10 protein-coding genes are annotated in these 12,713 nt (G+C 65.2%); 1 reads left to right on the top strand and 9 read right to left on the bottom strand.

Annotated elements, in window-relative coordinates; genetic code table 11:
- Positions 1-25: 25 nt before the first annotated feature.
- Positions 26-367 (bottom strand): hypothetical protein, encoded by a 342-nt coding sequence (locus HRU71_04770; protein QOJ01967.1) that lies wholly within the window; start codon positions 365-367, stop codon positions 26-28.
- A 193-nt stretch (positions 368-560) separates the two neighbouring features.
- On the opposite strand from HRU71_04770, the gene recO reads away from it, so the two are divergent.
- Entirely contained in the window at positions 561-1,310 is a 750-nt protein-coding gene (gene recO / locus HRU71_04765; GenBank protein QOJ02842.1) for a DNA repair protein RecO, read from the top strand.
- Here the strand turns inward: recO and HRU71_04760 are convergent.
- The 8 genes from HRU71_04760 to lnt all read right to left on the bottom strand — a co-directional run bounded on the left by HRU71_04760 (position 1,294) and on the right by lnt (position 12,708).
- Positions 1,294-2,343, bottom strand: a complete 1,050-nt coding sequence (locus tag HRU71_04760) for a polyprenyl synthetase family protein (protein ID QOJ02841.1) — start codon at positions 2,341-2,343, stop codon at positions 1,294-1,296. The genes recO and HRU71_04760 overlap by 17 nt on opposite strands.
- Positions 2,344-2,452: 109 nt before the next feature.
- On the bottom strand, positions 2,453-4,582 hold the full coding sequence (locus tag HRU71_04755; GenBank protein ID QOJ02840.1) for a tetratricopeptide repeat protein: 2,130 nt from the start codon (positions 4,580-4,582) through the stop codon (positions 2,453-2,455).
- Positions 4,583-4,610: 28 nt separating this feature from the next.
- Entirely contained in the window at positions 4,611-5,159 is a 549-nt protein-coding gene (moaC, locus tag HRU71_04750; protein ID QOJ02839.1) for a cyclic pyranopterin monophosphate synthase MoaC, read from the bottom strand.
- Complete coding sequence (locus HRU71_04745; GenBank protein QOJ02838.1) at positions 5,156-6,373, bottom strand: rod shape-determining protein RodA; 1,218 nt, start codon at positions 6,371-6,373, stop codon at positions 5,156-5,158. The genes moaC and HRU71_04745 overlap by 4 nt, the downstream gene beginning before the upstream one ends.
- Positions 6,370-8,604 carry a hypothetical protein gene (locus tag HRU71_04740; GenBank protein ID QOJ02837.1) on the bottom strand — a complete coding sequence of 745 codons (2,235 nt, stop codon included), beginning with the start codon at positions 8,602-8,604 and terminating at the stop codon, positions 6,370-6,372. Before HRU71_04740 ends, HRU71_04745 begins: the two co-directional genes overlap by 4 nt.
- A gap of 128 nt (positions 8,605-8,732) precedes the next feature.
- Positions 8,733-9,260 carry a rod shape-determining protein MreD gene (mreD, locus tag HRU71_04735; GenBank protein ID QOJ02836.1) on the bottom strand — a complete coding sequence of 176 codons (528 nt, stop codon included), beginning with the start codon at positions 9,258-9,260 and terminating at the stop codon, positions 8,733-8,735.
- 23 nt (positions 9,261-9,283) lie between these two features.
- Positions 9,284-10,429: a HEAT repeat domain-containing protein gene (locus HRU71_04730; protein ID QOJ02835.1), complete on the bottom strand. Its 1,146-nt coding sequence runs from the start codon at positions 10,427-10,429 to the stop codon at positions 9,284-9,286.
- A 26-nt stretch (positions 10,430-10,455) separates the two neighbouring features.
- Positions 10,456-12,708, bottom strand: coding sequence for an apolipoprotein N-acyltransferase (gene lnt, locus HRU71_04725; protein ID QOJ02834.1), 2,253 nt, complete (start codon positions 12,706-12,708; stop codon positions 10,456-10,458).
- Positions 12,709-12,713 lie beyond the last annotated feature (5 nt).

Raw genomic sequence — 12,713 nt, 5'->3', positions numbered from 1 at the left:
GCGGGTCCGACGTCGTGGGGATTCGCTAGATCGCCAGCGATCTAGCCGTTTGAAGATTCATGTTGATGCGAGGGAGCCGGTGGTTCGACGTGCGTTGCAGCGCGCGGCGCGGTTTGTGCTGCGCGCCGAGCGGATCGCATCGGGCCGTCTGGAGATCAGCGTGGTCGGCGCGGCAGCGATGGCGCGATTGCACGAGCGGTGGCTGGGCAAGTCCGGAGCGACGGACGTGCTGACGTTTGATCTGCGCGAAAAGGAGACGGCGGCGCGGGTTGAGGGGCAAGTGGTGGTTTGTGTGGACGTTGCCCGTCGCGAGGCTCGGTCGCGCGGGGGAGACTGGCTGGGCGAGCTGGTGTTGTACGCGGTGCATGGATGCCTTCATTTGTGCGGGTATGATGATCATCGGGCGGGGGATTTCGCGCGGATGCATCGGCGCGAGGACGACTTGCTTGCCAGGCTGGGCTGGGGTCGCGTCTTCGCGGCGGCGGAATCGTCACCGCGTGGAAAGCAGCGCCCGGCGACCATTCGGAAAGCGACTCGAACGATTCGGAGTGGAGCAGGGCATGGCGCTGATCAAGGACGAGGCCGTCGTGCTTCGCAGGCTGGACTTCAGCGAGTCGTCGCAGGTGCTCGCGGTGTTCACCCGCGCGCACGGCCAGCAGCGCGTGATCGCCAAAGGCGTGAAGCGCGCGACGCGGCAGCGCGCCAGCGTCGGCATCGATCTGCTTGAGCGGGGGGATATTGTTTTCTCGCAGCGACCGGGGGGGGAGGAGCGGCTTTCGCCGCTGACAGAATGGCGACAATTGGATCATTATCCGCATCTGCGCGCGGACCTCGCGCGGTATTACGCCGGGCTGTACGCGGGTGAGGCGGTGGCCATGCTCACCGAGGCGCACGATCCGCATGTGGGGCTGTTTGACGGGCTGCGAAAATATCTGGCGGATCTGTCTTCGGACGAGCCGGGGCTGCTGCTGGCGCGGTTCCTGTGGCTGCTGCTGACGGAGATCGGCTTGCAGCCCGAGTTGTCGGTGTGCACAAGCTGCCGGCGATTGGTGACGGAAGATAGGGTTCTGTACTTCAGTTCGCGATCGGGGGGTGCGATCTGCCGGGATTGCGAGCCGGCCTCGATCGAGAAGTTTCAGTTGAGCGTGGGAGCGACGAAAATCACCCGGGGGGGGCCAACGGACGCGCGCGGGGTGCGTGCGGCGCTGACGATGCTGGATTATCACATCACGGAGATTCTGGGCCGGCCGCTGCGTGCGGCGCGCTCGATGCACGCAACGGTGGTGAAGTCGGTCAGCGGCGGCGGGTGAGGACGGCGGCGGCTGCGGCGTCCAGCGCGCGTCGCGCGTCGAGCGATTCCGGCGTGGTTGCGGGCGGTAGTTTTTCGAGATGGGCGTGGGCCGACTCGACACACGACCGGGCCGATGCGAGGGAATACTCGACGGCGTCGGTCCCCTCGATCAATTGCAACAATCGGGTGGCTCGGCCGGCGCTCGCGTCGGTCAAGGCGGCCTCCAGTTCGGCCCGGCGCGCGGGATGTTGCTCGCGGAACCGAATCGCGGGGAGCGTCAGCTTTCCGAGTTGCGCATCGCGCCCGACGGACTTTCCCACGTCCCGCTGCGAACCGGTCAAATCCAACAGGTCGTCGACAATCTGAAACGCGATCCCCAGCTCGCGGCCGTAGCCGGCCAGGCAGCGAACGGTCTGCGAATCGGCGGCGCAAAGCTCGGCGGCCAATTCGGTGGCCGCGCTGGTCAGGGCGGCGGTTTTGCGCGTGATGATTTCGAAATACTCGATCTCGGTCAGGGCGAAGTTTCCGCGATGATGAATCTGCATCAACTCGCCTTCGCAGAGGGTATTGGTGACGGCGGCGATGCGCCGGGCGATGCGTGTGGAATCGAGGCTGCAACAGAGGTGGTAAGCGTGCGAGATGAGGCAATCGCCGAGCATGACGGCGGCTTCGTTGCCGGCGAGGGCGTTGACGGTCGGCCCGTCGCGTCGCACGTCGGCCTCATCGAGGACATCGTCGTGAACGAGCGTGGCGAGGTGGACCATCTCGACGACGGCGGCGAGGGTCAGGTGCTCACGTCGAATGCCGCCGCAGGCCTGCGCCGCCAACAGGGCGAGCCGAGGACGAAGCAGCTTGCCGCGGTAACGACGAACCTGGGCGATCAGCTCGCGAACAAACGGCAGATCGCTGCGCAATTCTTCGTCAAAGATCGCGAGCGCCTGATCGAGCGCCGGCGCGATCGGGGCGAAAAGATCGTCCGTGGACGTGCCGTCCGGGCCTTCCGCCGGACGCGGCGCAGCGGTTGCGGGTTGAAAAGCGGTGGCGTGTTCCATGTATCCGTCCGCCGGGCGCGGCGGTCAGGACCACGCCGCGGCACGAGATTGTAACCGCGATTGAGTCGCCCGACGAATCGTGCATGGCAGGTCCCAAGGCGGTTCCGCCTTACGGCGACGAGGTGCCGGAGTTGGCTCGAATCCAGTCTTCGATTTTCTGCACGAGTTCGGTTCGACCGCCGGCCCGGGCCTGATCGAGGGCGATTCGCGCCGTCTCGCGGGCGCGATCCACCTGACGGACCGCTGCGTAGGCCACGGCGAGGTTCATGCGGATCTCGACAAAGTCCGGCCGCAGGCGAACAGCCTGTTCGAAGTGGGGGATCGCTTCCACGTGCCGGCCGGCCATCGCGTGAAGCGTGGCGAGATTGTTGTGTGCTTCGAAGTGGTCGGGGTTGATATCAAGCGTGCGGAGATAGTCCTTGATGGCGGCGTCGGGCTGGCCGATTTGGGCAAGCAGCACTGCCCGCGCGAAGTAGGCTTGCGAGTTGTTCGGGTGGGTGCGGATGATCGTGGTGTAGGCTTCGATGGCCTGCGGCGGAGGCTTCATCGCGGCGTCGCACAGCGCGATTTGCAATCGAATGCCCGGTTGATCCGGGTTCAATTCGAGGGAGCGGCGATAGTGCGTCACCGCATCGGCGTAGCGACCGGCGGCCTGAAGCGAAACGGCGAGGTTGCCGTGCAATTGCGCGTCGTTCGGATCGAGCCGCAGCGCGGCTTCGTGTTGCGCGATGGCATCGGCGTGCCGGCCCATGCGGGTCAGGAGCGTGCCGAGATTGCTCAAGACGCCGGGGTTGGCGGGCCGGAGTTTGAGGGCCTGCTGGTACGCATCGGCGGCGCCGCGCAGGTTGCCGATCTCCGTGAGGGCGAGGCCGAGGTTGTTCCAGGCTTCGGGATAGTCCGGGCGCAAGGCGAGGGCGTCGTCGATGCGGCCGGCGTTCTTGTATTCCACGCCGAGGTTGTTGTGCGCCATCCAGCAAGCGGGGTTTCGGTCGATCGTGGTCCGGTAGAGGGTCTGCACGTCGGCGTAGAGGCCGCATTGGCGGAAGGTCAGGACGGCGAGTGCCATAGGAATGGCAATTGGCAGAGCGAGCGCGGCGCGGCCGGTACGGGCGGGCATCGCGCGCAGGATCGCCGCGCAGACGAAGACGATGACACCGAGGCTGGCGAGGTACTGGAAGTGATCGGCGACGAACGAGAACAGAAAGGGGTAAACGTTGAAGAAGCCGAGGACGGGAAAAAGCGTTCCGATGAAGAACAGCATTGCGGCCAGCGGGGCGCGGTGGCGCCGGCGGAGTACGAACAACACGGCGAGAAGCGCAATCAGTGCGAAGGGATACAACCACTGCGCCGGCGCGGAGGGATTCACGTCCCATCGGGGATAGATGAAGATCAGGTTCGCGGGCCAGACCAGCTTGCCGAGGTAGAACCAGACGACTCGTCCGGCGAGCAGGCCGCGCTGCAATGCGGTGAACTCAAATTCCTCGCCCTTCGCGCCGATCAGGTCGTGTTCGACCCAGGCGGTGAAGAGACCGGCCGCGGCGCCGATCGCGAACCACGGTAAAAGCGGCGCGACGTCTCGGCGCAGCGTGAGACGTCCGCGCTGCCACCAGAAGATCACAAGCAGCGCGGCGGGGAGCGTCGCGGTGACGGTCTTGGTGAGCAGGCCGCAAACAAAAAGCAGAAATGCGAGTGCGTACCATTTTGCCCGGCGCGAATCGTCGAAGCGCAGATAGATCGCCATCGCCGAAAGATAGAAGACGCCGGAGAGGGTGTTTTTTAGTTCGGTGATCCACGCGACCGATTCGACGTGAACCGGGTGCAGAGCGAACACGGCGGCGGCCATCGCGGAGGCCGAGTCGGCCCACGGGGCCTGCGCAGCGCGCAACAAGCGTCGCACGATGAACAGCACGAGCACCGCGGAGAATGCGTGCAGGAGCGTGTTGACGAGGTGATAGCCGACTGGCCAGTCGCCCCAGAGCTTGTGTTGAATCCAGAAGGCGCTGTGAAGCAGGGGGTAGTATTGCTGGGTCGCGCCGACGTCGAACCAGATTCGCAGCAGCCCGCCGGCCGAGCGGAGTTCGGGACGGGTGACGTGGGCGTCATCATCCCAGATGAAGCCGCCGTGCATCGCGGGGAGGTAGGCGGCGAGCGTCGCGATGGCGATCAGACCCGCTGCAACCCATACCCAACGCGGCGCGGCGTCGCAGGCGGATTCGGGTGGATGTCGCGATTGCGGCATTTCGGTCTCGCGTTCGGTCGTTGCGTGGTCAGGTGATTCGTGGTCTCTTCCAGTTGCCGGATTGGCCGCCGGATTTTTCGTCGAGGCGGATCGGGCCGATGACGATGCCGCGGTCGACGGCCTTGCACATGTCGTAGAGCGCGAGGGCGGCGGCGGACACGGCGACGAGCGCTTCCATTTCCACGCCGGTGCGGGCGCGGGCGACGGCCGTCGCGCGGATGCAGACGGTCTTGGCGGAGATCGGCTCGAGGGTGATCTCGACGGCATCGAGCGGCAGGACATGGCAAAGCGGGATGACGTCGGGCGTGCGCTTGGCGGCGGCGATGCCGGCGAGCCGTGCCACGGCGAAGACATCACCCTTGGGCATCTTGCCAGTCACGATGCGTCGCAGCGTGGCGGGGGCCAGGTGGACCCAGGCCGACGCCATGGCGCGGCGGCGCGTGACCTTCTTCCGCGAGACGTCGACCATGCGGGCCGCACCGCGGCGGTCGAGGTGTGTTAATTCTGCGTCTCGTGGCGCGCGGGGGGAGGCGGGGCGCTTCGATGCCGGGCGACGGGAACTTGATCGACGTTTCATGCGTAGGCCTCGTGGTCAAACTCGAACGGTCGCGGCGCGAGATCGGCCGGCCGCGGGCGGGCGACGTCGATGAGCAGTCCGATGGCGAGGTAATTGGTGATCAGGCCGCTGCCTCCCATGCTGACGAAGGGCAGTGTCATGCCTGTGACGGGCATGAGGCCGATGGTCATGCCGACGTTGATGATGGTCTGCGCGCAGATGAGCGCGCAGACGCCGACGGCGAGCAGTCGGCCGAAGGGGTCGGTAGTGGACGATGCCACGGTGAGACCCATCGCAATGATGAGCATGTAGAGCGAGAGGATCGCCAGCCCGCCGATGAAGCCCCACTGATGCCCGAGCACGGCGAAGATGAAATCGTTGTGCTCCTCGGGCAGAAGGTTGTGCCGGAAGAAGCCGCCTTCGGAGAGGCCTTGACCGGCGAGCCGGCCGCTGCCCAATGCGACTTTGGATTGGTGAAGCTGATAGCCCGCGCCGAGTCGCCATCGGTCGTTGGTTTCGTCCTGTTGGAAGAGGGAGTTGATCCGCTCGCGCTGGTAGGGATTCATAAAGGGGGAGAAATAGAACGCCGGCGCGGCGATCGCGCCGAGCAGGACGACCAGGGCGAGGTGGCGAATCTTCGCACCGGCGACAAAGAGCATCACCAGCAGCGTGGGCAGCAGCAGCAGGCTCGTGCCCAGGTCCGGCTCCTTGAGAATCAGCGCGACGGGGATAAGCGTGAGGATGAAAGGACCAAGCAGGCCGGCGAGCGTACGATAGTTCGTGCGAAAGCGCAGGTACCAGGCGAGCGCCAGAATATAGACAACCTTGGCATATTCGGACACCTGGATGTTGATCGGACCGAGGACGATCCAGCGGTAGGTGCTGCGCCGCTCCGGGATAATCGGCGCGAGATTGACTTTCTGCGCGACGAGCAGCAGCGTGAGCAGCACGAGCACGAAGCCGAACAGGAGATAGGCGTACTGGCCGATCCGGCGATAGCCGACGACCTGCACGACGCCCAGGCCGATCAGCCCGACGAGCAGATGCCCGAGCTGACGTGTCGCGAGGGTGGCGTCCTCACCTTGCGCCGATCCGCCGGCCCAGACGGCGAGCAGGCCCAGTCCGGTGAGCACCAGCGAGGTCAGGAGAATGACCCATCCCAGCGGAGGCAGAACGCGCGTCAGCGCGCTCACGATCGAGAAGGTGCTTCGCATCGCCGCGGTGGAGGTAGTCATGGCTGGTCGGTCATCACCACGGATCGGCCGCTCAAGTAGGGCTTCGGGGCGTTCATGAGCACTTCGACGATCTGCCGCGCGACCGGTCCGGCGGCATGGCCTCCGCCGCCGCCGTACTCGAGGATGACGGCCAAAGCGATGCGCGGCTGGCGGTACGGCGCATAGCCGGCAAACCACGCGTGGGTTGGCGCGGCGTTCTTGACGTTCGCTGCGCTGTTGCCGGACACCACGGGCGGAGGATACCGCTCGACGATTTCGCGCTTCGTGCAAGGCACATCGTCCGTCAGCCCAAGTTGCTCGCGCGCCGATTCAATCGTGGGAGCGACGATGGTCGCAGTGCGGCCGTCAGCGGGCAGGGCAAAGTGGAACCGCCACAGGGTCACGCGCGCGACGCATTCGGCGCTGCCGGTCTTGCCGCAGAGTTCGACCGCGTCCATGCGTGCGTACTTGTATGCCGTGCCGCCTTCGGTGTTGACGCATTCGTAGACGCCGCGGCGGACCGTCTCCCAGGCCTGCGGAGAGATTTCGTCAAAGTGAAACGTCGGTCGCGGCCGGGCGTCGTTGGCGATCAGCGTCGGTTCGCGGAAGGCGCCCATGGCGAGCGTGGCGAAGAGGTTGGCGGCCTGAAGCGGCGTGATTTGCAGCTCGCCCTGGCCGATGGCGAAGTTGCGGCCGTCGGCGAGGGTCACGTCCCGCTTTCGATGTTCGCGGAGCCAGTCGCGTGTGGGAATGATGCCGATGCGCTCTTCAACGAGACCGGTGCCGCGCGGAGCAAACGTGAGTCCGAAGAACCGTTCGTAGAATCGCGTGAGGGCGTCGGCGCCGAGCTTCTGCCCGAGTGTGTAGAAGTAGATGTTGCAACTGTGCTGGATGGCTTGCACCGCGTCGACGTCCCCGTGGCCGGCCATGCCGCGCCAGTGGGTCCAGCAGTGCCAGCGTGCGGCACCGGGGATGAGCGCGCCGCTGCAAAAGATGCGCGTGTCGGATTTGACGGCGCCCAGCGCGAGGCCTGCGAGCAGGGAGGCCGGTTTGAGAATCGAGCCGGGCTGGTATTCTTCGGCGACGGCACGGAATCGCAGCGGGACGGTGCACGTGTCATCGCGGAGGGCGGCGTAGTTTTTACGCAGGTCGGCCAGGTCGTAAGTCGGGACGCTGACCAGGGCGATGATCTCGCGGGTTTGCACGTCGAGGACGACGCAGGCGGCACCGGTCGAGGGTGGGTTCTCGGCGACGGCGGCCGTCAGCAGGTCCGCGATGCGCCGCTGCACGTCGAGGTCGATCGTGAGCTGGACATCGAGGCCGTCTTGTGCTGCGACGCGTTCTTTGAGTGTTTTGTCGAGAAAAAGTTCCTCGTAGCCTCGTTTGCCGCGGAGCATGGTCTCGCACAGGCGCTCGACGCCGCTGACGCCGGCTTCGTCGTCGGCGCGGTAAGCGGCGAGCGGGTCTTCGGCGTGCGGATCGTCGCGCAGCAATTCGGGCGAAACCTGTCCGAGTCGGCCGAGGAGATGGCAGAACGATTGCGTGTTCGGCTGGGCGACGCGCCGGACGGATGGTTCGACGCGGACAAAGGGGAGATCGGCCAGTTCGACTTCGACGGCGGTGCGCACCTGCGGTGAAATGTCGCGAAGAATGGGATGAAACAGTTCATCTTCGCGAAGGTGGATCGTGCTCGCCGGTTTGTCCGCGCGCGGCGATCGCCCGAATGAAAACGAGCGCGACGTCGCCGCATCGGACTCGGCGCGGCGCGCGGCCTCCGAACGCGCACCGGCGAGATAATGGCGCAGCCCCTCGACGGATCGACAGACGGCGTCACGGCGGCGGCGCAGCTCGGCAATGGGGGTACCGGTAATGGCCTCGAGCCGGACCCACATTCGCGCGATCTGGCGGGCCGCTTCTTCGGCGAGCGTGGCGTTGTCGGCCCCGCGCAGATCGGGCCGGGTTCGGCGTAGCCGGTCGGCGAGCAAGGCCAGGTAACGGTCGCTCATGGAAAGCGCGCCGTAGTGCACCGTGACGTCGTGCGCCGGCTCATCGGAGACGAGCAGGCGTCCTTCGCGATCGAGGATGCTTCCGCGCAAGGCGGGGAGGTATTGCCGCGGCGCGACCAGGGCGGCCTCCTGTTGTTGCGCGTAATAATCACCTCGAATCAGTTGCAGGTGCGCCAGCCGGGCGACGATCACGACGCCGATCAGGATCGGCAGGATCAGGATGATTCGCAGGCGGCGTTCAAACATGGGGCGGTGTTCAGTGGTCCGTTGTCATTCCTGGCGCTGCGGGGTCGCCCGCGGCTGGCGCACGCAGACCGGAAGCACGACGTCGTTCCAATGGTGCGGCAGTTACCCGCCGACAGCCGAACGATCAGTTATCCTACGCGCAGGCGATGCGTGATACCAATTCCAAGCAGGCTGCGGCCTCGGCGCAGCAACCAGTGGCCGTAGGGAGCGATGGCCGCGGTGTACACGGCGCTGTAGATTGCGGCGAGAAGGACTTCGCCTGTTCGACTCCAGGCATCAGCCGCCCAGAGCAGGTGCAGGCCCGCAATCCCTGCGACAATGACCCGCGCCAGGAAAGTGCACACGATCTGTGTGATGACGCTTTCACGAAAAGCAATCTCGCGCAGCGCGACCATGGCGAGCGCGGCCAGCCCGAACGCAAGCGCGTGCACGCCCACGTTGCCATGATCTCCAAAACTCAAGCTTGTCAGATCGGTCACGAAGCCGATGATCCAGCAGGCGATGAGGGCGTCGGCCGCGCGAGCCGCCAGCGCGTAGTGCACGGCGATAATGACGAGAAAATCGGGTCGAATGCCGTGTACGGCGAGGAATGGGGCCAACGTGGATTGAAGGACGGCGGTGAAGTAAAGGAGGATGGCGAAAGGAATCCAGCGCATCAATCGACTCCGCCCGTGAAGGTCTAATCCTGTACGTTTGTGCCGGCGATTCGGTTTGTCGGCGCGCGGTGGGATTCGAACCCGGCGGGGCGAACCGCATCCGGCGTTCGGGCGTCGATCAGCCGTAACGCCGCGCGTGCGATTGCCAGCCGGACATAAGGCGACTGCCCCGGTTCGTTGAAGGCATTCCAAAGCGGCCCAAGTGCGGTGGGGTTGCCGATGGCCTCCAGCGCCAGCGCTGCCAAAGCGCGGATGCGTGCGATTTGCTGCTGCGGAGGATCGTTGGCAATGTTTCGGCGGGGCCGATCGAAGAACAGGTCGCGGACGGCGGTTTCCAATCCGTCTTCGAATCCCAATCGGCCTAGTCCGCGTGCCGCTTGCAGGCGAATCTCCGGATAATCGGTGTCCCGAAGCCGAATGCGGAACATCTCCTCGGCCTCGATCGTGCGCGCATTCGCGAGGCACATCAGGGCCAGTGCGGCCTGATCGGGCACGGCGCTGAAGCCGTAGAACTTGAGCCGTTCGATGCCGTGCGAATCACCGAGCGAGGCGAGCGCCTCAAGAATCTGCATCTTCACGGCGTCTTTTTTTTCCCGTTTGAGGGCTTGGTGAAGCAGGGGGACGGACGATGGATCGCGCAGCCGGCCGACGGCCAGCGCGGCATTGGCCCGCACCCGTGCGTCGGCGTTGCGCAGGAGAAAATCGGCCAGCTCTTTGGTACGGGTCGCGTCACCCATCGCATGGAGGGCATACAGCGATGCGATGCGCACATTGGGATCGCGGTCCTCGGCAAGCGTCCGCACGCGCTGCAAAAGGCGATTTTGATTCGCAACGGCCAGCCGTGCCGAACTTTCTGCGGTTGACCGGCGCAGATCGCCCAGGGCCATCAGGGCCGCGAAGCTTACGCCGGCGTAGCCGTTGTCGACGTTTTCGGCGATGCAGGAGGCGGCATCGGCCGGCGCGACTTCCTGAATCGCCTCCATGGCCTGCATCCGCAAGACAGGGTCGTCACCGAACGCAGCCTCGCGCAGGGTTTGGACGCTTAACGCTCGGAAGCGCGATTGATCCTGCGCATCAAGCGGAGCGGGTTCTGGTGGTCGAACGCAGCCGGAGCAGCAGAAGCCAATGCAGCCGATCAGAATGGCGACTCGTTCATAGCTGTGACGCATGTCATACGCCTCCGTGCGTTTTGACGCTAGCCGCGCTGCCGCCGCAGTCTTCGCAGCAGCCAGTCGAGCACGATCATACCATACAGCGCCAAGGCGCCTTGGCCCAGCCAGTCGCCCCATTGCGAGTAAAGCGTAAGGCGGTTGTCGAGCTTCAGCTCACCGACGCCGATGGCCGGGGCCTGGTCCGGATGGCGTTTCCACCGCGCGATCGTCTCGCGGTCGAGTGCGAGCTGGTCGCGCCAGTCTTCATACGCCTCGGCCCGCGCCGCCGGGTCGCGCGTGATCAAGTCAGGCAGCATCGACGCCAGTCGGGCGTGGAAGGATTTCATTTCCGGCCCCACGTTCAAACAGGCCGCGCGCAGATCTTTGGTCAGCAGGGCATTCATCTGGGACCACGCGGCGGTGTACTCCTTCGGTTCGGCTGCGCCGGTCGATCCGCTGGAGAGCGCTTCCATGCGGTCGAGCTGCTCACCCAGGGCGATCAGCGCGCGGTCGATTTGATCCAATCGAGCAAGCTTTTCATCGCTGATGCGCGCGCGCAGGTGAATGCGTCCGTTCGGGTGGATCGTCGCGCTGGCGCCGGTGTTCACGCTTCGCGCCACGGCGATGCGGTTCTCCACCGCGCGGAAGACGGCAGCCGCCAAATGCTGCTCCAGTTCGGCCGAGTGCAGGAACCAGCCGTCGTTGCTGATGGAGAGGAGCATGTCAATGTTTTTTTCGCCGGCGCCGCTCCCCCGGACGAAGGCGCGGGGGACGTAGGGCATGATCTCCTCGTAGCAGATGGGTGTGCCGGCGCGATAGGTTTGAATCGGCGATTCGGGCCTGATCGGCGCCGAGGCGGGTGCGGGGTCAGCGCCGTTGACCGGCGTGCGCACGGCGGGGCGAACCGCGGGAATTTCAAACGCGTTGAATTGTTCGCCCGGCGAAAGCGAATACTCAACACCGCCGCGGCCCCAGGGTGTGATACCGTTGAGCCAGTCATAGAGCCAGCGGTGAGTGAAACGAAACGGGACGTACTCGCCGAACAAGACGAGGTGAATTTTGTCATAGCGTGCGGCCGGCGATGTTCGCCCGGGAAGCAAGAGGTAAGCCGAGTTGAACGAGTCCGCGCGCGGGGGAATGGCCGTGGGCTTCCATTCCATGGCCGACGAACCCAGCACAATGGGAATGCCGGACTGATCGGCCAGTGTTTGAAAGGCTTCGCGGACGCGCTTTCCGAAATCCTGGTAGTAGCGCAGCATGGCGACTTGCGATTTCGGGTAGCGGCGGCGAAGGATTTCTTCCAGCGCGGTCGGCGGTGCATCGAGAAACTCGTCGTTGATCCAGCCGCTCATGACGGTTTCGGGCAGGACAATCAGATCGGGTTTGTCGCGGCCGTCCGGCCCGCCGAGTGCGGCCTGCCTGGCGAGTTCGAGGTGGCAATCAAAGATCGTCTCGGCCGAAGATCGTGCTCGTCGTGCGTCGACGTACATGGGAAAGTCGTGCTGCACCACCGCGACGCGGGGTCCGCGTTGCAGGTGACGCGTTGATTTTTGCGTGCTGCCGTAGATCAGCGTGCCGGCGACGACAAGGAGGGTGGTGAGCGATCCGATGGGCAGTCGTGTGCCCTGCTGGGATCGCCAGATGAGAATGGGCTGAATGAGCAGGTCGGTGATCCAGCCGTTGATCATGGCGAGGACAAAGCTGACGGCATAAGCCCCGGCGAGATCGCTGATTTGTATGAAGGTGAGTTGCTCGTAATGCGTATGGCCCAGGAGCACCCAGGGAAAACCGGTGGGTCCGAGGGAACGGGCGTATTCCAGCGCCGTCCACACGACGGGCACGCTCAAGGCGAGCGAGACATTGTGACGAATGTATAAATGCCGCACGGGCCAGGCGACCAGCGGGAAGGTCAGCGAGAAGAACGCGCCCAGGGCGATGTAGCCCTCCCGCGTCACCGGGTACATCCAGTTGATGTTGATGAAGAAGAAGCCCAGTCCGAGGAGCCAGCTCGCGAAGTACATGGACCGCGCCCGCCGGGCGGCGCACACGGCCACGAGCCACGGCGTGAGGCAGATGTACGAAAGCCACCACCAGCCCGGTCGGGGGAACATGAGGCAGCACATCAGCAGAGACAGGCCGCTCAAGATGAGGAGCGACGTCCGGCTTTCGATCTTGGCGATCGCGCCGACGAGTCGCGTCGGGGTGCGGAAGCGTTCGCCCGGAGCGCGCGGCGCGGCGGCATCGTTTCGTTTCGAGGGGCTGGTCTCACGCGAAGCTGGCTTGCCGGCTGTTTTCAAGGGGT

This window comes from Planctomycetia bacterium, assembly GCA_015200345.1.
Taxonomy (GTDB): Bacteria; Planctomycetota; Phycisphaerae; order UBA1845; family UTPLA1; genus PLA3.
This window is presented reverse-complemented; position numbering and strand designations above follow the sequence as displayed.